This window comes from Vibrio sp. HDW18, from assembly GCF_011306175.1.
GTDB classification, from domain to species: domain Bacteria; phylum Pseudomonadota; class Gammaproteobacteria; order Enterobacterales; family Vibrionaceae; genus Vibrio; species Vibrio chanodichtyis.
On record NZ_CP049914.1, the window covers coordinates 418,356 to 438,892 of the forward strand.

The 20,537-nt window shown below is 49.7% G+C and carries 18 protein-coding genes; 10 read left to right on the forward strand and 8 right to left on the reverse strand.

Annotated features, from left to right (window positions below):
* Positions 1-3 precede the first annotated feature (3 nt).
* The 3 genes from nrdG (at position 4) to G7083_RS13635 (ending at position 2,524) form a co-directional block, all read left to right on the forward strand.
* The gene (gene nrdG / locus G7083_RS13625) at positions 4-471 is read left to right on the forward strand and encodes an anaerobic ribonucleoside-triphosphate reductase-activating protein (protein ID WP_166015371.1); all 468 of its coding nucleotides are present in this window, start codon (positions 4-6) and stop codon (positions 469-471) included.
* 121 nt (positions 472-592) lie between these two features.
* A complete protein-coding gene (locus tag G7083_RS13630; RefSeq protein ID WP_166015372.1) occupies positions 593-1,774 on the forward strand; it encodes an amino acid aminotransferase in 1,182 nt (393 codons plus the stop codon).
* Positions 1,775-1,855: 81 nt separating this feature from the next.
* Positions 1,856-2,524, forward strand: coding sequence for an ATP-dependent zinc protease (locus tag G7083_RS13635; protein ID WP_166015373.1), 669 nt, complete (start codon positions 1,856-1,858; stop codon positions 2,522-2,524).
* An 85-nt stretch (positions 2,525-2,609) separates the two neighbouring features.
* On the opposite strand, the gene fruA is transcribed toward G7083_RS13635, so the two are convergent.
* Genes fruA through fruB form a run of 3 tightly spaced genes read right to left on the reverse strand, consistent with a single transcriptional unit; the run spans position 2,610 to position 6,486 of the window.
* Positions 2,610-4,346 carry a PTS fructose transporter subunit IIBC gene (gene fruA / locus G7083_RS13640; protein ID WP_166015374.1) on the reverse strand — a complete coding sequence of 579 codons (1,737 nt, stop codon included), beginning with the start codon at positions 4,344-4,346 and terminating at the stop codon, positions 2,610-2,612.
* Between the two features lie 18 nt (positions 4,347-4,364).
* Entirely contained in the window at positions 4,365-5,318 is a 954-nt protein-coding gene (gene pfkB / locus G7083_RS13645; protein WP_166015375.1) for a 1-phosphofructokinase, read from the reverse strand.
* Positions 5,319-5,328: 10 nt separating this feature from the next.
* The gene (gene fruB / locus G7083_RS13650; protein ID WP_166015376.1) at positions 5,329-6,486 is read right to left on the reverse strand and encodes a fused PTS fructose transporter subunit IIA/HPr protein; all 1,158 of its coding nucleotides are present in this window, start codon (positions 6,484-6,486) and stop codon (positions 5,329-5,331) included.
* A gap of 351 nt (positions 6,487-6,837) precedes the next feature.
* On the opposite strand from fruB, the gene cra reads away from it, so the two are divergent.
* From cra to secF, 7 genes are all read left to right on the forward strand, one after another.
* Positions 6,838-7,818 carry a catabolite repressor/activator gene (cra, locus tag G7083_RS13655; protein ID WP_166015377.1) on the forward strand — a complete coding sequence of 327 codons (981 nt, stop codon included), beginning with the start codon at positions 6,838-6,840 and terminating at the stop codon, positions 7,816-7,818.
* Positions 7,819-7,870: 52 nt separating this feature from the next.
* On the forward strand, positions 7,871-9,010 hold the full coding sequence (locus tag G7083_RS13660) for an exonuclease SbcCD subunit D (RefSeq protein WP_166015378.1): 1,140 nt from the start codon (positions 7,871-7,873) through the stop codon (positions 9,008-9,010).
* A 1-nt stretch (position 9,011) separates the two neighbouring features.
* The gene (locus G7083_RS13665; RefSeq protein ID WP_166015379.1) at positions 9,012-12,053 is read left to right on the forward strand and encodes an SMC family ATPase; all 3,042 of its coding nucleotides are present in this window, start codon (positions 9,012-9,014) and stop codon (positions 12,051-12,053) included.
* Positions 12,054-12,169: 116 nt separating this feature from the next.
* Positions 12,170-12,838, forward strand: coding sequence for a hypothetical protein (locus G7083_RS13670; protein ID WP_206212139.1), 669 nt, complete (start codon positions 12,170-12,172; stop codon positions 12,836-12,838).
* A 75-nt stretch (positions 12,839-12,913) separates the two neighbouring features.
* On the forward strand, positions 12,914-13,420 hold the full coding sequence (locus tag G7083_RS13675; protein WP_166015381.1) for a hypothetical protein: 507 nt from the start codon (positions 12,914-12,916) through the stop codon (positions 13,418-13,420).
* Between the two features lie 56 nt (positions 13,421-13,476).
* On the forward strand, positions 13,477-15,315 hold the full coding sequence (gene secD, locus G7083_RS13680; RefSeq protein WP_166015382.1) for a protein translocase subunit SecD: 1,839 nt from the start codon (positions 13,477-13,479) through the stop codon (positions 15,313-15,315).
* A 3-nt stretch (positions 15,316-15,318) separates the two neighbouring features.
* Entirely contained in the window at positions 15,319-16,221 is a 903-nt protein-coding gene (secF, locus tag G7083_RS13685; RefSeq protein ID WP_166015383.1) for a protein translocase subunit SecF, read from the forward strand.
* Positions 16,222-16,388: 167 nt separating this feature from the next.
* Here secF and G7083_RS13690 read toward each other — a convergent pair whose 3' ends face one another.
* From G7083_RS13690 to G7083_RS13710, 5 genes are all read right to left on the reverse strand, one after another.
* On the reverse strand, positions 16,389-16,517 hold the full coding sequence (locus G7083_RS13690; RefSeq protein ID WP_166015384.1) for a TIGR02808 family protein: 129 nt from the start codon (positions 16,515-16,517) through the stop codon (positions 16,389-16,391).
* An 11-nt stretch (positions 16,518-16,528) separates the two neighbouring features.
* Positions 16,529-17,104, reverse strand: coding sequence for a NapC/NirT family cytochrome c (locus G7083_RS13695; protein ID WP_166015385.1), 576 nt, complete (start codon positions 17,102-17,104; stop codon positions 16,529-16,531).
* A 17-nt stretch (positions 17,105-17,121) separates the two neighbouring features.
* Positions 17,122-17,577, reverse strand: a complete 456-nt coding sequence (locus G7083_RS13700) for a nitrate reductase cytochrome c-type subunit (protein ID WP_166015386.1) — start codon at positions 17,575-17,577, stop codon at positions 17,122-17,124.
* Positions 17,578-17,643: 66 nt separating this feature from the next.
* Positions 17,644-20,133 (reverse strand): periplasmic nitrate reductase subunit alpha, encoded by a 2,490-nt coding sequence (gene napA / locus G7083_RS13705; protein ID WP_166015387.1) that lies wholly within the window; start codon positions 20,131-20,133, stop codon positions 17,644-17,646.
* A gap of 106 nt (positions 20,134-20,239) precedes the next feature.
* Positions 20,240-20,518 carry a chaperone NapD gene (locus tag G7083_RS13710; protein ID WP_166015388.1) on the reverse strand — a complete coding sequence of 93 codons (279 nt, stop codon included), beginning with the start codon at positions 20,516-20,518 and terminating at the stop codon, positions 20,240-20,242.
* Positions 20,519-20,537 lie beyond the last annotated feature (19 nt).

The following is a 20,537-nucleotide window of genomic DNA, read 5'->3' on the forward strand; positions in this document are numbered from 1 at the left end:
CATATGAATTACCATCAATACCATCCGATTGATGTGGTCAATGGGCCGGGGACACGCTGTACGCTGTTTGTCTCCGGCTGCGTCCATCAATGTAAAGGCTGCTACAATCAAAGTACTTGGTCGTTGTCATCTGGCCATCTTTATACTCAAGCGCTGGAAGATCGAATTATTGCCGATCTGAATGATCAACGGATCAAGCGCCGCGGCTTATCACTCTCTGGTGGGGACCCGCTGCATCCAGCCAATTTAGCCGCGGTGTTACAGTTGATCCAGCGCGTGAAAACGCAATGTCCGGGTAAAGATATCTGGCTCTGGACTGGCTATCAGTTGGCAGAATTGGATGTGGCACAACAAGCATTATTGCCTTATATCGATGTTCTGATTGATGGCAAGTTTATACAGCAGCAAGCTGATCCGGGGTTAGAGTGGCGGGGGAGTGCCAATCAAGTGATCCACCGTTTCACGCGATAACGTTTTTGTTCGCAGTGTGTGGTTAACATGACCGTAACTGTGGGCAAAAATCCCTTTCGATTTTGTGTTATCTGGTTTACTTTGTGGGTTGTTACCTGAATTTCAAAGGGTTGTGACTTTCATGTTTACCGATTTACCAGCACCAGTTTTAGATCCTATTCTTTCTCTTTCCGTCGCTTTTCGTAGTGATCCTCGCCCACAAAAAGTGGATTTGGGCATTGGCGTCTACAAAAACAGTCTCGGTCAAACCCCGATCATGCGTGCAGTGAGCTTGGCGCAAGAGAAGGTTGTCGCCAGTCAAACCAGTAAATCCTATGTTGGCCTTGCCGGATGTGAAGAGTTCAATCACAGCATGATGCACTTGGTTTTGGACTCAGCGCTGGACTCAGAGCGCACCATTGCGATTCAAACCCCCGGTGCCAGTGGTGCACTGCGTATGTTGGGGGATTTAATGCGTGTTGCCCAGCCGGATACGACCGTATGGATCAGCGATCCCAGTTACGTCAATCATAAACCCGTGATGGAAGCGGCGGGGCTTAAGGTTCGTTACTACCGTTATTTTAGTCGTGACACAAAAATGGTCGATACTGAGGCAATGTTGGCCGATTTAGCACAAGCGGGAAGTCAAGACGTGGTCTTATTGCATGGTTGCTGTCATAACCCAACCGGAGCGGATATCGATTTTACCGCGTGGCAGGCGATCACAGAATTAGCCCAGAAAAATGGCTTTATTCCATTTGTTGATATTGCTTACCAAGGGTTTGGTGATGGCTTAGATCAAGATGCACAAGGTCTGCGTTATATGGCCAAACGTGTTGAAGAGATGTTGATCACCACATCTTGCTCGAAAAATTTTGGCTTATATCGTGAACGTACTGGCGCCGCACTGGTGATTGGCAAAAATCAGCGTGAAGTGATCAACGCCCGTGGCAAAATGCTCACCTTGGCACGCTCTACTTACACTATGCCGCCCGATCATGGCGCCGCATTAGTCAAAACCGTATTAAATGACCAGCAGTTAACCAACATCTGGCAGCAAGAGCTGCGTGAAATGCAGCAACGGTTGTTAACTCTACGCAAAGATTTATGTCATGAGTTGAGAAATCAATACAATACGCGACAATTCGACTTTATTGAAAACCACCGAGGAATGTTCACGGTGCTGGGTTTGAGTAGTGAGCAGATGGCTCGTTTACGTGCCGAGTTTGCGATTTATGGCGTGGCCGATGGTCGGATTAATATTGCTGGCTTGACTGAAAAAGACATTCCTTATGTGGCGAAGGCGATTATCCAAGTGTCGTAACACAAGCGTCATAACCCAAGCATCATAACTCAAGCGTGTAAAATCATCCCTCGAACAGGGGGTATTTGATTAGGTGAAACGATGAATCATCCACTGAAATTATTGGTGTGTTTAATGTTAAGTAGCGGCTTGATGGCGTGTGCTACACCTCCTTGGCTGTCGGATAGCAAAGTTATTGAGGAGCCAGCCGCTGAGGTTATTCCCCTACCTGTGGAGGCCACGAATGACAATCAGCCACTGGTCGATCCCTTACTGCGACTTGAGCCTGCGTCTTCATTGGAGATTGAAGTGAATAAACAGGATGATTTTTCCAGTGCCAAGCACACTTCAGATGGCAAAATCGTACTCGGTGATCAGGAGTGGGTCTATCTACCCAGTTTAAAAGAGAGTTTTAAAGCGCGGATCGATACCGGTGCAACCACCTCTTCGATCAGCGCGGTTGAGATTGTAGCGTTTGAGCGCAGTGGCCAAGATTGGGTGAAATTTCGAATTGAGCATGATGGTGTACGTAGTGAGCGGATCACTTTGCCGGTTGAACGCTGGGTGAGAATTCGTCAATCAAACGTGAATGAGCCGCAACGCCGACCCGTGGTGATGGTATGGATCCAAATTGGTGATCTTAAGCAAGAGATAGAGTTCACTTTAACTGACCGTACGCATTTGGCGTATCCATTACTGCTGGGGCGTCGTTTTTTCAAAGATGTCGCGGTAGTGGATGTTTCTCGCCACTATATTCAAGGTCAACGTTAACCTAACGTGACTTAACCATCTGATATTCAACCATTAAAAAAGCCAGTGAATCAATCACTGGCTTTTGTATTATATCAACGCAAAGTTATGCGGTAACGGCTTGAGCTGATGCGGATTTTTTTAGCATAGCGTAAGCAAAACCAGTGATGGCTGTACCGATGGCAATCGCTACTAAATACAGTAATGCTGGGCTGATAGCATTAGGGATCAACAGTACAAATAGACCACCGTGTGGAGCCATCAGTTTCGCGCCAAACAGCATTGACAGCGCGCCAGTCACCGCACCACCAGCCATACAAGCGGGGATCACGCGCATCGGATCTTTGGCTGCAAACGGAATCGCGCCCTCAGAGATAAAACACAGACCCAGAACAAAAGAGGCTTTACCCGCTTCACGTTCTGCCGCTTCAAATTTGTCTTTTGCCAGCAGAGTTGCCAGCCCCATACCCAGTGCAGGAACCATACCGGCTGCCATGATCGCCGCCATTGGGGCATAAGTTTGTGAAGCCAACAGACCAACACCAAAAGTGTAAGCGGCTTTATTGATTGGGCCACCTAAGTCGAAACACATCATTGCGCCCAGCACCAAACCAAGCAGTACTGCGTTAGTTGAACCCATATTGTTCAAGAAGGTGGTCATGGCTTGCATAATGCTCGACATTGGACCGCCAACCACATAAATCATCACTAAGCCGGTGAACAAGCTTGCGATAAACGGAATGATCAGGATTGGTTTAAGTGCCGCCATTGATTGTGGCAATTCAAGTTTGTCAGCAATCAGTTTTGCGCTGTAACCGGCTAGGAAACCCGCCACAATACCGCCTAGGAAGCCAGCACCGGTCGAGCTTGCTAGCATACCGCCAATCAAACCTGGTGCTAATCCGGGACGGTCAGCAATCGAAAACGCAATATAGCCAGCCAGTACTGGGATCATCAACGCAAACGCCGAACCACCACCAATTTGCATTAATGCCGCCGCTAAGGTGCCTTCTTGTTGGAAAGCCTCAATTCCAAACACGAAACAGAGCGCGATGATAAGCCCGCCCGCAACGACCACAGGCAGCATATGCGAAACACCGGTCATCAGATGTTTGTACACGCCTTTTTTCTCTTCGCTGTTTTCACTGCTGCTCGCCGTAGTTGCAGTGAACGGTTTGGCTTGAGTGAACGCATTATTGAGCTCTTGCGCGGTTTTCTTCAAGGCTAAACCGGTACTGGTTTTGTAAAGTGGTTTGCCATTAAAGCGCTCTAACGGCACATCAATATCCGCCGCAATGATCACCAAATCTGCATCGGCAATGTCTTGCGCAGTCAACTGATTTTTAGCGCCAACCGAACCACGTGTTTCCACTTTGATCTGATGGCCTTGGCGTGCCGCCTCGGTTTCTAATGCTTCGGCAGCCATAAAGGTGTGTGCTACCCCAGTTGGGCAAGCAGTAATGGCGACAATTTTCTTCGCGGCCGTGGTTGCCGTTGCAGTCACCGAGCTTGCCGCAGTGGCTTGTGCGGCGCTGAGCTCAGTCGCTTTTTCTGCAGCTTCAGTCAGATACGCAACCGGATCAGTGGTACAGGCTGAAATTGGACTTTGGTAGACTTTTTTGCCGACAAAACGTTGGCTATCTACTGGGCAGTTGGTCGCCAAGATCACCAGATCCGCGGCTTGGATTTCATCAGCAGTCAGAGTATGACCGGCGATCACGGTTGAATGGCACTCGATCGCAGCCTCCCAACCGACGGTTTTACAGGCTTGTTGCAATAATCCTGCAGCGATGATGCTATTGGCAACGCCACTTGGGCATGCCGTTACGATGGCTATTTTCATATTCACGACCTTCTGTCCTTAGGCACTCATCACGGGATGGAGTGCGGATACTATAATTTGTTGTTGTAGAGTATTGAGTTGTTGTCGATCGCCAATTCCGACGCCCACCTGAGTCACCGCGAGGGCGGATAAGGCAGTCGCAAAACGTAGCAATGATTGTTTTTCCATATTCTGCATATGTCCCCAGCACAGGCCGGCCACCAGCGTATCACCAGCACCAACCGTGCTCACCACGTGCATTTTAGGTGGTTTGGCATGTAACCACTGATTTTGGTGCAGCCACATTACGCCATTAGCACCCATGGAAATGACGATATTTTCAATCTGTTTGGCAGCTAGTTCGTTGGCCGCTTGCTGGCATTCACTCAGCGTGCTTAATTCGCGGCCACACCATTGGCTCAACTCTTCATCGTTAGGTTTGATCAGCCACGGTTTGGCCTCTAGACCGGCCATCAAAGCATCGCGGCTACTGTCAAACAGTACCTTTTTATTCATGCGATGTAGCTGTTCAATCCAACCTGCGCAGCGTTGTGGCGAAATACCTTGTGGTAAACTGCCGGCGAGGACGAAATAGTCATGATCTTGCGCGAGGCGTAGTAGGGTCGCTTCAAATGCTGCAATATCGTCCTCAGTGACCGTGATGCCAGGGAAATTGATGTCGCTCACTGTGCCTTGTTGTTCGACTAATTTGACATTGATCCGCGTGGCGCCAGCGATACGGATAAATTGATCTTTTACGCCAAGCTGTTCAAATAATTGGCAAAATAGCTCTTGGTTATCACGGCCAAGAAAACCGGTCACGGTCACCTCGGCACCTAACTCACTGAGCACTTTTGCTACGTTAACCCCTTTACCAGCGGCATGCAGAGCGCTTTGCTCAACCAGACTTACGGATCCAACATTGAGTTGGTTCAGACTACCGGTCAGATCGAGCGCTGGATTTAATGTAATGGTGACAACTTTATTGGTCATGATCGATTCCTTAACCTTCACCTAAGCCTGCTTTGATCGCAGCGCCAATCGCTTGCAACGCCGCTTCAGCATCAGGACCTTCGGCGCTAAATTGCAATTGATGATTGTGTTTCACGCCAAGCGCAATCACTTTCATCAAGCTTTTGGCATTGACCACATGCCCATCACCATCAAGATTGGCTACCCGAATATTGGCTGAAAATTTCTTGGCCTCGGCCACCAACATTGCGCCTGGACGCGCATGCAAGCCATGACTGTTTTTGATGCGGAAAATCGCACTGTGCGCAGAAGAGTCTGCGGCCTGAGGATCAGAGACTTCGTTCGTTGCTTGACCTGCCGTGTTAACAAACAGATTGAGTAACTGGTCAACACTCGCTTGCCAAATCAAATCCTGTTTTTGTTGAAAGACTAATTTAGTTATTTTATCCAGTAGCGGTTGATGGGCATCATTACAGACCGAAAATGCGATCAGAGCTTTCACTGGTTGCTGTTGATATTCGCAATCATTAGCGGTGGTGACGATCGACATCCCAGTGCGATTAACCGCGCGATCACTGGCGATTAACCATAAACCGCGACCCAGATGAGTCGGAGTTTTGGTCACTAATTGCGCGACAAATTCATTCTCCGCACAACCGGTATTTCTTAATAAACCACCGGCGACCGCGCTCATTTGCAGCATATCGCTGGCTGGAAATTGGTGCTGGATTAGCGAAGCATCAAAATCGGCCTGCAATTGTGCTTCACCTTTAATAATCGCAATCAGTTGCGCTGCAGTTTGTGCTTGCTGCAGGGCTTGTTCAACGCCATCGGCGGATAACACTTTGGTCAACTGTTTTAAAATACCCAAATGTTCATCAGATTTTGCGGCAATCCCAATCGCGACATAGACGCGATTACCATCACCCCAATCTAAACCTTGTGGAAAATGCATCGCCGTTACGCCCGTTTGCTTGACCAGCTCACGGGTATCGGTGGTGCCATGAGGGATGGCAATCCCATTACCCAGATAGGTGGAGTGCTGTGCTTCACGATTCAGCATGCCTTGCGCATAACCTTCGGCTACCAAACCTTTAGAGGTTAGGGCTTGTGCCAGTCCTAAAATCGCCGCCTGTTTATTTTCAAACTGTTGCTGCAATTGAATATCTTGTGTGGTGAGTTCCAACATCGTTAACCCCTGTTTGCCTATGTGAGCTAGATGAATGGTAGCTTGCCTTGCGGCGTCTGAGCCATCTGCAATGTGTCATCCTAGCTTGGTGTGACTTAAAGCTGAATCGGTTCAGCTTTAAGATCAAAAAAATTCAGCAAAACCTTAAATCATCATGATTTTGCCGTGCGATCCGATTGACTATCCTTTGCTGACTCTTATTGCAGACTCTTAGTCGAGAGTGTGAGTCAATCGCACTTTTGCTGAATCCTTTCAGCTTTAATACTGAATCGATTCAGCTTATAATTCAACTCTCAGTTAGGCGCGAAAATCGCATTCTATGATCAGACCCACAAAAATAAGGTGAGGATGATGACTCTTGATGAAATCGCTAAATTAGCCGGTGTTTCGAAAACTACGGCCAGCTATGTGATTAATGGTAAAGCCCAAAAATATCGGATCAGTGCCAAGACTCAGCAAAAAGTGATGGCGGTGGTGGAGCAGTATAACTTTCGTCCCGATCACGCCGCATCGGCACTGCGCGCCGGTAACAGCCGCTCGTTCGGTTTGATTATTCCCGATCTGGAAAACATCAGTTATGCGCGTTTAGCCAAACTCTTGGAGCACAATTCGCGGCAGGCGGGTTACCAAATTTTGATCGCTTGCTCAGATGATTCGCCGGAGATTGAAATGGCCGCCGCGCAAGCGTTAGTCTGCCGGCGAATTGATGCACTCTTTGTCGCCAGCAGTATCCCCAACGCCAGTGAGTTTTACTTGCAGTTACAACAAGCCGGCACGCCAGTAATCGCGATTGACCGGGCACTGGATGATGAGTATTTCTGCTGTGTGATCAGCGAAGATTTTGGTGCCGCATTTGAATTGACTCACTCATTATTGAGCGATCAAGTTAGCAGTATTGGTTTAATTGGCGCGTTGCCGGATTTAAATGTGTCGCGTGAGCGTGAGCAAGGCTTTTTGAGTGCAGCGAGCCAGCACCACTTGTTGACCCAGATCGCCTACGGCGAGCACTTTAATCGCGAAGAGGGGCGTAAAGTCTTCGCCCAGTGGGTCGCGGCTAAACAGTTACCGGATGCGGTGGTGGCAACCTCTTATACCTTGCTTGAAGGGATCCTCGATGTGCTATTGGAGCAGCCTGAGCTGATGCACAAAGTGCGTCTTGCGACATTTGGTGATCACCGACTGCTCGATTTTTTACCGATCAAGGTCAACTCATTACCGCAGCAATTTGAATGGATTGCCGATAGCGCGTTAGCGTTGGCGCTCAATGCTTCGGCCAAACGTTATCAAACTGGGATCGAACTCATCCCACGTCAGTTAAAAGTGCGTGCTTGAGCAAAATAACGGTATGATATTGGCCAGTTTTGTTTCGCTGCATGGGTAATGTATGAAGTTTCTCCACACCTCGGATTGGCATCTTGGCCGCCAATTTCACCAAGTTTCCCTTTTGGATGATCAACGGGCGGTACTTGGGCAATTGCTGGCCTACTTACGCGCTAACCCAGTTGATGCGGTCGTGGTGGCCGGGGACATTTATGATCGCTCGGTACCGCCTACCGCAGCGATCGATTTGCTTGATGAGGTGGTGAGTGTGATTTGTGGTGAGCTGAACACGCCACTCTTACTGATCCCCGGTAATCACGATGGCGCGAAACGCTTAGGTTTTGCTGCCAAACAGATGAAAAATTCGGGTTTACATATTTTTGCTGATTTTGAGCAAATGATGCAGCCGATCACTTTACACTCCGCGCAAGCCGGTGCCGTCACTTTTTGGGGTATGCCGTACCATGACCCAGAATTGGTGCGTCACCACTATCAAAATCAGCTCACCACTCATGACGCCGCACATCAATTTTTGTGTGAGAAAATTTTGGCGCAAGCGAATGCTACGCAGCGCAATGTATTGATTAGCCACTGTTTTGTTGATGGTGCGATGGAGTCGGAATCGGAGCGCCCGCTGTCGATTGGCGGCTCGGATCGCGTCGATCATCGACACTTCTTAGCTTTTGATTACGTGGCCCTCGGGCATTTACATCAGCCGCAAACTAAGGGGGCAGAGCATATCCGCTATTCTGGCTCGCTGATGAAATACAGTTTTGGTGAGCAGCATCAAAGCAAAGGTGCCACGTTAGTTGAACTGGATCAGCACGGTTTTGTGCGCGCCAGCTTAGTGCCACTGCAAGCGCCCCATCAAATGCGCATTATTGAAGGCGAGTTGGCGACAATTTTGGCGCAAGGAGCCACCGATCCACAGGCTGATGATTATTTGCTGGTACGCCTTTTGGATCAACACGCTATTTTGGATCCGATGGATAAATTGCGTCAGGTTTATCCCAATGTGCTGCATTTAGAAAAACCCGGCATGTTGATTGGTGTTGATCAAGCGATTGGTAAAGCCCGTTTAGCTCGTGGTGAGCTAGAGATGTTTAGTGATTTTTTCTTAGAAGCGCAATCCGCGTCGCTGACTGAAGCGCAGCAGCAAGTGGTGATTGAGGTGATCCAGCGCCTAACAGCGCAAGGGGAGTAACATGCGTCCATTAACACTCACACTGCAAGCGTTCGGCCCTTTTGCTGGGCGTGAAGTGATTGATTTTACCGAGCTGGGTGAGGCTCCGCTGTTTTTGATTAACGGTGCTACGGGAGCCGGCAAAAGCTCGATCTTAGATGCGATTTGTTATGCGTTGTACGGGGAGACTACGGGTAGTGAACGCACTGGCGATCAAATGCGTTGTGATTTTGCCGCGCCAGATTGTCTCACTGAAGTGATGTTTGAGTTTGAACTCAGTGGTAAGTGTTATCAAATCACTCGCCAGCCAGATCAAGAGATCCCGAAAAAGCGCGGGCTAGGCATGACCAAAAAAGCGCACTCGGCGTTGTTGGTGGCTCTGCAATCCGAGAGCACGGAACTGATCGCCAATAAGCCCAATCCGGTCGCCAAAGCGGTAGTGGAGCTGATCGGTTTGGATGTGAAACAGTTTCGTCAGGTGATGGTACTGCCGCAAGGTAAATTTCGTGAATTACTGACCGCGAATTCCAAAGAGCGCGAGCAGATCTTCGGTCAGCTATTTCAAACCCAGCTTTACAGCCGTATTGAACAGGCTCTGTTTGAGCGCGCGGCGGGGATCCGCAAACAGAAAGAGCAGTTTGATCAGCAGATCACCGGGACGCTCAATGTCGTCGGCTTAGCCAGTGAACTGCAATTACAGCAAGATCTTGAGCAAGTGAAGCCATTACTTAGCGCAGCGCAGGCTAAGCTGCATACTGAGCAGCAACAGCTCGATCACGCTAAAGCCCACTATCAAACCAGCTTAGAACTTGAGCAGCTCTTTACTCGCCAGCAGCAACTCGCGATCGAGATTGCCGAGCATCAACAGCAAGCGGAGCACATTGAGCAGCTACGCCAACACAAACAGCAGGCGCAAAAAGCAGCCAATTTAACCCCGGCCTATCAACAGTGGCAGCAGACTCAGCAAGCTTTACAGCAAGCCGAGCGTGGAGCTACGCAGCAGCAACTGTGGTTGCAACAAAGTGAGCTGAATCAGTCACAAGCGGCACAAACCAACCAACAAGCCAGTGAGGCATGTGCCGCAGTGCCGAAACTCAATGAGCAGCGTCTGCTCTGGCAACAAGCACAGCAAAAACTGCTGGCACAGGCGAGCGTTGAGCAGCGCATCGGCCAAGCTGAGCGTGAATGGCACCGCTGTACGCAACACACTCACCATCTTCAGCAGCAGGCAGAGCAATTTAATCAAACCATCCAAGCTTTGCGGCAGGAGCGAGAGCAACAGCAGCAGCAATTCATTCATTTAGAGGCGCAAAAAGCGCAGCTACAGCAGCTTGGTTCCTATCTCAAGGCTCGCGAGCGTGAGCAACAGTTACAGCAACAACGGCAAGCCGCCGAGCGACAGTGGGCGCAACTGCAGCAGTTGCAGCAGCAAGCGCAAACTCACGTTATGCAGGCTAAGCACGTTGCCGATCAGTTGGAGCTCAGTTGGCATACGCAGCGTGCGGCGGAGTTGGCACAAGCGCTACAAACCGATCAACCTTGTCCGGTCTGTGGCAGTATTGATCATCCGCAACCGGCGCAATTTCTTGGTGACGCGGTCACTAAAACTCAGGTTGAGCAGGCCAGAGCCGCTCAGCAGCATAGCGTGGAGCAGTTGCAAGCGGCGAGCAATGCCGAGCAACAGCAACGGTTTAAATGGCAACAACTTGAGCAAGAATTGACAAGTTTAAGTGCCGATCTGGATGTACAAGGTGTCGCACCATTGGCCGTATTAGTGGAACAACAGCAGCGCTTACGCGGCGAAATTGACGTGTTGCAACAGTTGAAACCTGAACAGTTACAGCGCCAACTTGCAGAGTGCGAGCAGCATTTGATCCAGAATCAACGAGCATCGGAGCAGCAACAGCAGGCTGAGCAGCAAGCTTGGCAGCGACTGATGCAGGCTCAGGCCGAGTTGGCGAGTTTGCAACAGGATATCCCCGAGGGCTTGGCTGATCTCGAGACACTGCGCAGCGAAATTCAGCGCGTGATTGCACAAATTGACGCATTGCAAACCGCCGAACAAACAGCGCGAGCGCAATCACTCCAAGCACAAAAGCAAGCCGCGAGCGCCCAAGCGGCTTATCAAGCCGCGTTAGAGCAGCACCGCCAAATACAGCAACAAGCACAGCAGGCGCTTAATCAATGGCAGCAAGGCTTGCAGCATTATGCTTTGGTTGATGAAACACACTATTTGGCCGCGCGGGTGACCGAGCAGCGTATGCTTGAATTGGAGGCACAGATTGCCCACTATGAACAGCGCGGTGCGATGCTTGGTGGTGAGCAACAGGCATTAGCGCGTAAATTGCACGCTAAAAGCTGGCCACAACTTGCGCCACTGTTGGCGGCCGTGGCTGAGCAGCAGCAGCGCACCGATCTGGCTCTACAGCAAATGACCGAGCAGCAATCACGGTGGGATGGTTTACAACGGGTGGCCAATCAATTGGCCGAGTTGTATCAAAAAAATCGTGCGTTAGAAGCGGAATACCAAGTGGTGGGGACTCTGAGTGATGTGGCTAACGGTAAAACCGGTGCTAAGGTCAGCTTACATCGCTTTGTCTTGGGAGTGCTGCTCGATGATGTGTTGCTGCAAGCCTCACAGCGGTTACTGAAAATGAGCCGCGGTCGCTATCTGCTGAAGCGCAAAGAGCAGCGTGCTAAAGGCAATGTCGGATCGGGACTCGATCTGATGGTTGAGGACAGTTACAGCGGCAAATGGCGCGATGTGGCGACCTTGTCTGGTGGGGAATCCTTTATGGCGGCGCTCGCGTTGGCGCTTGGTTTGTCGGATGTGGTGCAGTCCTACAGTGGTGGCATCCGTTTAGATACATTATTTATTGATGAAGGATTTGGCAGTTTAGATCCGGAATCACTCGATTTGGCGATCCAAACCCTGATCGATTTGCAACAAGGGGGACGCACCATCGGGATCATCTCTCATGTTTCTGAACTTAAAGAGCAAATTGGCTTAAGGTTAGAGGTGTCGGCGGCACGGGTGGGGAGCACGCTGCGCGTTATAGCCTAGATTCAGCGGGGCGCGATGTGCTTCGCTCAGGTTCAAAAATAACGATCTAAAAACAACACCGAACATTGGAAACATAGAAAACATTGGATAAGTGAGGAAAGATGAAAAAAGGGCTGATGTTAGTGGTGCTGCTGCTGTTCGGTTTAGGCTGTGCCGCTGCAGGAATTTATCTGTTTTATCTCAAGCCGCACATGGACGCCGAAGCGGTCGATGCCAACGCCTCGCGGGAAATTGTCGCTGAGCCACCATTGGCAACGCTGAGCTTGACTCCAGCTCTAGAGGCGAGACCTGAAGTGATGGATTTTTATGTGAGCGCGGTGAGTTTAGGGGTGCGCGAACAGCCGGATCTGAGTGCTTATGTGGACCTCAATAATCTGCTCTATCGAGGTCAACGGGTTCATCTGCTAGAAAAACAATCGGGTTGGGGACGCATTTCTGATTACTACGTATATCAAGAAGGTGGGCCTGAAGTGGCTGAGTGGATCCCTCTGGATGGCTTAAGCGTTGAAGCGCCGATCATTACGCCACAAGAACGGATCAAAACCGTAGCTGGCTATATTGCGGCTTCTGATGACTTTGGGTTATACCAAGAGCAATTTGTGACCAGCACCGATCGGTTACTCAATGATGGGCATTGTGCCCCGCAAGATTTTGCTGAGCTCGGGGGATGGGTGCGCTCAGTCACCTACGCTACCCAACCGGTTTACTTTATCTACTGTGGTGGTTTGAACCAACGTAATAAGATTTATCTGAATGCGCAAACTGGCCAAATTTTCTATCGTTAGATCACATTTTTTCGCTTGAGCTTGGTGAAACATCCACCTACACTGCTGACATCTTTCAGTGGTTAGAGCGACATAATGTTCTGGCGAGCCCTTATTGCGTGTTGGTTGGTGGTGTTTGCGCTTGCGCTTCCTGCGCCGCTGCTTGCCTGTGCGCTAGAGCAAAAAGCCAGTGAGTCGCTTGATCACGGTAAGCCCTCAACCTTACCGCTCAGCTCCACATTTAGCTTCACTAAGGCTGAGCGGGTAGCACATAGCGCACCGCCAGCGAGCTCGATACCTCGCTCACAATCCGATGTCACACCAACGCCACGCGCGATTTTAAATCATGCACTGAACGGGTTAGCTCAGCGCTTAGCGGCGGGGAGCTCGGATCTACCGTTTGATAGTGATCCCGAATCGTCGCCATGGCCGATGTTAGCCATCGCGCCACACTCAGTGGCGCTCGATGACTCTAGCCGTCATCTTAACCGCAGTTACGATTTTTTTAGCGCCACTCACCGTATTGCCGGCTGGAAAGAGAGTAACGCGATGTATGTCGCGCTCAATAGCCAGTTTTTATTTTCCCACACCAAGTTTAATTAACACTATAGTAACAATCATAACTTGTTGAATAACTCAGTTTAGGCTGAGAGGGAACCATGAAAAAAACCACACCTAAGCAGTCGGCTAAGCGACTGCTCAATCACTATGCTGCGTGGAAATACATCGTACTAGTGACGACCATTGTTATTTTGACGTTAAGCGCGATCCCAACTTGGTATGGTGAGCAACCATCCATTCAGTTACAAAGCCAACAAACCAGCAGTGTGCTGCGTAATGTGCCTGATCTGGCGCAACTGTTGAGTAAGCACAACATCCAAGCCGATGAAATTACCCAACGTGGCGATCAAACCACGCTAGTATTTGCCAATGAAACGCAGCAATCCCAAGCTCGCAATGTGCTCGATCCACTGGTGCAAGAAGGGGATAGCATCAGTTACTCGTATGTGTCGGTCGCCCCGAAGTGGCTCGATAACTTAGGCTTTTCACCGATAAAATTGGGATTAGATCTGCGCGGTGGCGTACAGTTTTTGCTCAATGTGGATGTTGATAAAGCATTTCAAGAGCAGCGAGATAGCATAATGGATGCGGTGAAAGATTCACTGCGTGCTGCGCGGATACGGGGAGTCACCGTGCAAGCGATGGCCAATGATGGCTTCGAGGTAAAAACCGATCAACCGGCGGCGCTGCAGCATGTTCGCCAATATCTGCAAGAGAATTATCGTGATTGGGAGATCCGCCACGGTTCGAGTTATTTGCAGGTTCAACCTTCCGCTCAAAATAAAGCCGAATTTCAAACCACCACCCTTCAGCAGAACTTAAAAATTATGCGTGATCGGATTGAAGAACTTGGCATCACCGAAGCGCTGGTCCAACGGCAAGGTGAACACGCGATCCGTATTGAGTTGCCAGGGGTACAAGATCCATCACAAGCAAAAAACGTGATTGGTGCCACCGCCAGTTTGGCTTTTTATCAAGCTAAGTCGGCGAGCGAAGCCCGCAGCATGGAGGATTTGCTGCTGGAAGATGCCAATGGTCGCACGGTGATTTTAACTAAGCGGCCTGTGCTGAGTGGCGAGCATATTGTTAATGCTCGGGCAGGGGTTGATAACATGGGAATGTCTGAAGTGAATATTTCCCTCGATCACGCCGGCGGTAAAATCATGAGTGATTTTTCTGGTAAACACATCGGTCAGCCGATGGCGACGGTGTACCGTGAATATAAAACCAATGCGCAGGGTGAAACGGTGCGTAGTGAACGCGTGATCAGCGTTGCCACCATTCAATCTCAGCTCGGCAGCCAATTTCGGATCACCGGAGCGGGTTCAATGGAAGAAGCGCAGCAATTAGCGCTGTTGCTGCGGGCGGGCTCTTTAACCGCACCAGTGACCATCGTTGAAGAACGCACGATTGGTGCGTCATTAGGGGAAGAAAACATCGCTAACGGTTTTGCCGCATTAGCACTCGGCATGGCCATGACGCTGACGTTTATGGCGCTGTGGTATCGCCGCCTTGGTTGGGTGGCGAACTTGGCACTGCTGATCAATATGGTGTGCTTGCTGGGCTTGATTGCACTACTGCCGGGGGCAGTATTGACCTTACCCGGCATTGCGGGATTGGTGCTTACGGTTGGCATGGCGGTGGATACCAACGTGCTGATTTTTGAGCGGATCCGTGACAAGTTGGCGGAAGGGCGTAATTTTGCTCAAGCGATTGATACGGGTTTCCAGAGTGCGTTTAGCACGATTTTGGATGCCAACATTACTACGATGATCACGGCCGTCATTCTGTATTCGATCGGTAATGGGCCGATCCAAGGCTTTGCATTGACCCTTGGTCTGGGTTTGCTGACCAGTATGTTTAGTGGCGTATTTGCTTCACGAGCATTAATTAATCTGATTTGGGGACGCGATACGCGTCGTGATGTAAGGGTATAAGCCATGATTGAATATTTTAAAGCGCGCATTCGTCCTATTCGTTACATCACCGGCCTAGTCTCGATGTTGTTGGTGGTCGTATCGGTGGCCGCATTGGCCAGCAAAGGTCTCAATATGGGGCTGGATTTTACCGGTGGTATGGTTACCGAGGCGATCATTGATAGCTCAGTGACTAAAACCCAGCTTATCGCACAGCTACAGCCGATATTAGGTGATTCGGTTACCGCTACCCCATCGGGTGAGGATGGACGCTGGGTGATCCGTTACCCATTAGCGGATCAAGCCGCGGCTCCGCTAGAGATCGACGCGCTACTTCACCAACGCTCGACACAGGTTGAGATAGTCAGCAATAGCATGGTTGGATCGCAAGTCGGGGAAGATTTGGTCAACCAAGGCGGCTTAGCGTTATTGATCTGCCTGCTGTCGATCCTCGCTTATTTAAGCTTTCGCTTTGAATGGCGTTTAGCCAGTGGTGCTTTGTTGGCCTTACTGCACGATGTGGTGTTAGTGATCGGTTTTTTTGCGCTGACGCAGATGGAGTTTAATCTCACCGTGTTTGCGGCAATATTGGCGGTACTCGGTTACTCACTGAATGATTCCATCATCATTGCGGATCGGATCCGTGAGCTATTGATAGCCAAACAACAGACCCCGACCGCAGCGATTAATGATCAGGCGGTGATCGCGACTTTCTCGCGCACTATGGTCACCTCTGGCACGACCTTGATGACCATTGCCGCATTATGGTTAATGGGCGGCGCACCATTGCAAGGCTTTGCGATTGCCATGTTTATTGGGGTGATCTCTGGTACCTGGTCATCGATTTCGATTGGTACCGTATTACCGGAGTGGTTTGGGCTAAAGGCCAAGCATTATCTCAAATCAGAAATCGACAGTGCGCCATAGCCAGCGTGGCACTGAGAAGGGTTCAATATTTCAAGGTCTGCCAATGGCAGACCTTTTTTATCCTCTTGCCAACACGGCTGTAGCTTCAAGTAGGAAGGGTATGTGCTTGCCATAAAAAAATCCGGCGCTGAGCACCGGATTTTGGAGGTTTAACTGTATCTATTGATTTATTTATCTTTGGTCATGGCCAGTAGGCCAAGTGAAACCACGGCCACCCCAAGGAAACCGGCCAGAATGATCACTGGCATGGCGCTGTAACCGAGGATGTGCCAAAAAATCGATTCAAGAGTACTCATAGCGGATCTCCTTATTGCCAGCCTTCAACACCATGCATGTCGGGTAGGTTATGTGCGATACCTTTATGGCAGTCGACACAGGTTTTTTCACCAGAGGCGAGTGCGGTGGAGTGCTGCTGCGCGGCACGCGTACTTTGCTCTGAAAAATCCATGTAGTTGAACTGGTGACAGTTACGACATTCCAACGAGTCATTCTTTTTCAAGCGTGCCCATTCACGTTCTGCTAAGTGAGCACGGCGTGCTTGGAACTTCTCTTGAGTATCAATGGTGCCGATAAAGTGGGCGACCAATTCTTTGGAGGCTTGCACTTTACGGACAATTTTATCGCCCCACTCATGGGGTACATGGCAGTCAGAGCAGATGGCTCGAACACCTGAGCGGTTTGAATAGTGAATCGTCTCTTGAATTTCAGCCACGATCGGAGCGTGACAACCTGAGCAAAACTCTTCGCTGTTGGTGGCTTCCATCCCAGTGTTGAATGCGCCCCAAAACAGTAGGCCGCCAATAAATCCCATCAGTAATACTACGCCAACGGCGGCTTTACTTGGACGAGATAAACGAAGCCAAAACGCTTTTAGAAATTTCATAAATGGCCTCTTTGGGGTTAACGAAGAGCATCAACGCGTTCGAAATCGTTCTCAACCAGTGGCTTAGCATCGGCTTGAGGCACGTGGCACTGCAAACAGAAGTAGCGACGTGGAGAGACATCCGAAAGTACCGCATCTTCACGATTGACAAAGTGCGTTACGCTGATCTTGGTCGCTCCCATCTCTTTGGCATTTTTCCAACTGTGGCAAGCCAGACACTTATTTGCGTTTAACGAGACTTCGTAATTACGAATATTGTGTGGGATCAGCGGTGGCTGATAGACAAAATCACTTTCCAACGCTTGTTCACGTGGGAATTTTTTCATGGGATCCGCGGCGCGCGTATCTTCAATTTCGCTGGCGCCACGCAGTGATTCTAAACCACCAATTCCGCCTGGATTATTCAGCTCAGCATGTGCGATACCAGCCAGTACCGTAAACACTGAAAGTAAGGCAATGAGTTGTTTTTTCATCGTAAATTCTCCGCCTTGCGGCTTAATTCTTTATCTGGGCTGACGAGCAGCCCAGTACAATCAGGGTTACGCGACTTTAGTGATTTTCACCGGGCACTTTTTGAAGTCAGTTTGCTTCGAAAGTGGATCGGTCGCATCGAGGATCAACTTGTTGATCAAAATGCGTGCATCAAAGAAAGGCACGAACACTAAGCCTTTAGGCGGCTTGTTACGGCCACGGGTTTCAACGCGAACTCGTACTTCACCACGTGAGTTAGACATCAGCACTTCATCACCGCGGCGTAAACCACGAGCTTGCGCATCTTCGTGGTGCATATAACACAATGCATCTGGTACGGCTTTGTACAGCTCAGGCACACGACGAGTCATGGTGCCAGTATGCCAGTGTTCAAGAACCCGTCCGGTACACAGCCACAGGTCATATTCTGCGTTTGGCACTTCTGGTGGAGCTTCGTAAGGGGATGAAATGATCCACGCTTTACCATCCGGCTTACCGTAGAAATCCCAGCCTGAACCCGCTTTAGCGTAAGGATCCAAACCTTCTTTAAAGCGCCATTTGGTCTCTTTACCATCGACCACTGGCCAACGTAGACCACGAACTTGGTGGTAAATATCGTAAGGAGCTAAATCATGGGCATGGCCACGGCCGAACGAGGCATACTCTTCAAATAAGCCTTTTTGAATGTAGAAGCCAAAGTGATGGGCATCATCGTTCAATTCACGCGCTTCGCTGAGTGGGAATTTATCCACTTGACCATTTTTGAACAAGACATCAAACAGAGTTTTGCCACGCCATTGTGGGGCTTTCGCCAGCAACTCTTCTGGCCACACTTCTTCGACTTTGAAGCGTTTTGAAAACTCAATCACTTGCCATGAATCTGAACGTGCTTCGCCGACCGTTTTCACTTGTTGGTACCAAGCTTGGGTACGACGCTCTGCGTTACCGTAAACCCCTTCTTTTTCTACCCACATCGCGGTTGGCAGGATCAGGTCCGCCGCTTGCGCAGTGACGGTTGGGTAAGGATCTGAGACGACGATGAAGTTTTCAGGGTTACGATAACCCGGTAAACGCTCTTCGTTGATGTTCGGACCGGCTTGCATGTTGTTGTTACATTGTACCCAGTAACAGTTCAGCACCCCATCTTTGAGCATGCGATCTTGTTGTACCGCGTGGAAGCCCGGTTTATCGGGAATGGTGCCTTCTGGCAGTTGCCAAATTTTTTCGGCAATCGCACGGTGTTTCGGGTTAGCCACCACCATATCCGCAGGTAAACGGTGTGAGAAAGTACCCACTTCACGAGCGGTACCACAAGCCGATGGCTGACCCGTCAGTGAAAATGGACTGTTACCCGGAGTGGCAATTTTGCCAGTCAGCAAGTGTAGGTTGTAGACCAAGCTTTGCATCCAAACTCCACGAGTATGTTGGTTCATACCCATAGTCCACAGTGACATCACTTTGGTATTTGGATCGGCATACTGTTTCGCCAATGCGATCAGTTTATCTGGCGCAACACCTGAAATTTCAGCAGCTTTTTCAACCGTGTACGCGGCAACCGATTTTTTGTACTGCTCAAATGAAATATCGCTAACGCTATCGGCGTTGGGATTCTTCGCTTGTTTTTGCAGTGGGTGCTCATCACGCAAACCGTAACCGATATCGGTGGTCGCTTGTTTGAAATGGGTGTGTTTGTTGACGAAATCCCAGTTCACCGCATTGTTTTGAATGATGTAGTTGGCGATGAAGTTGGCGATCGCAAGATCCGATTGCGGGTGGAAAATGTAGCCGTGATCCGCCAATTCAAACGAGCGATGGTAGTAAGTCGACAGCACATTGACTTTGACATGTGGGTGGCTCAAGCGACGATCAGTGATCCGCGTCCAAAGCACTGGGTGCATTTCTGCCATATTTGAACCCCACAGCACGAAAGCGTCGGCGTGTTCAAAGTCGTCATAGCAGCCCATCGGTTCATCAATACCAAAGGTACGCATAAAACCCACTACCGCAGAAGCCATACAGTGGCGCGCATTCGGGTCGATGTTATTACTGCGGAAACCGGCTTTCATCAGTTTTACTGCTGAGTAACCTTCCATCACCGTCCATTGACCAGAGCCGAACATCCCAATGCTGGATGGGCCTTTGGCTTTGAGTGACGCTTTCCATTTTTCTGCCATCACATCAAAAGCGGTGTCCCAAGAGACAGGGGTAAAATCGCCGTCTTTATGATATTGACCCTCTTTCATACGCAGCAGTGGCGTCTTGAGACGATCTTGGCCGTACATGATTTTAGACAGGAAGTAACCTTTGATACAGTTCAGGCCTTTGTTTACCGGAGCTTCCGGATCACCTTGGGTGGCCACCACGCGACCATTTTGGGTTCCGACGAGTACAGAGCAACCAGTACCACAAAAACGACAAGGCGCTTTGTCCCAATGAATAGCAGTTTGATCGGAACTTGCGATCAAATTAGCGGCAGAAGCGGGGAGGGTGATCCCTGCAACCGCTGCGGCGGAGGCAGCTGCATTTGCTTTCACAAACGCACGTCTGGTCATTTTCATACATTACCTCGAGTTGAGAAAAGGCATTTCTAGTGTGTAATTATTGCTTGCAACTTGATTGTCACCCACCCTTAGGGTAGCTGACCGCGTATTTCAAGTGGCAGGGTTATAGTTCATCTTCTTCTGCGCTTTCTACTTGGTGAAATACCAAGAAAGCGTTCAGCACATTAGGAAGATGATTGATGTGTTCAATGGTTTCGGTGATGAAGCCTTGGCGTTCGGTTTCCACCACCACGACGAGTTTTCCTTGCGGGTCCTCGCCGTAAATTTCGACATCAGCCAGTTGGCTAATTTGTTGTTTTACGGTGGCGAGATGCTCTGGCAAAGTGTGGATCACTAAGCTTGAAATGTGGATTTCATGCAGTGAATCTAAAGGTTGTGACATCTTGCTCTCCAATTTTGCC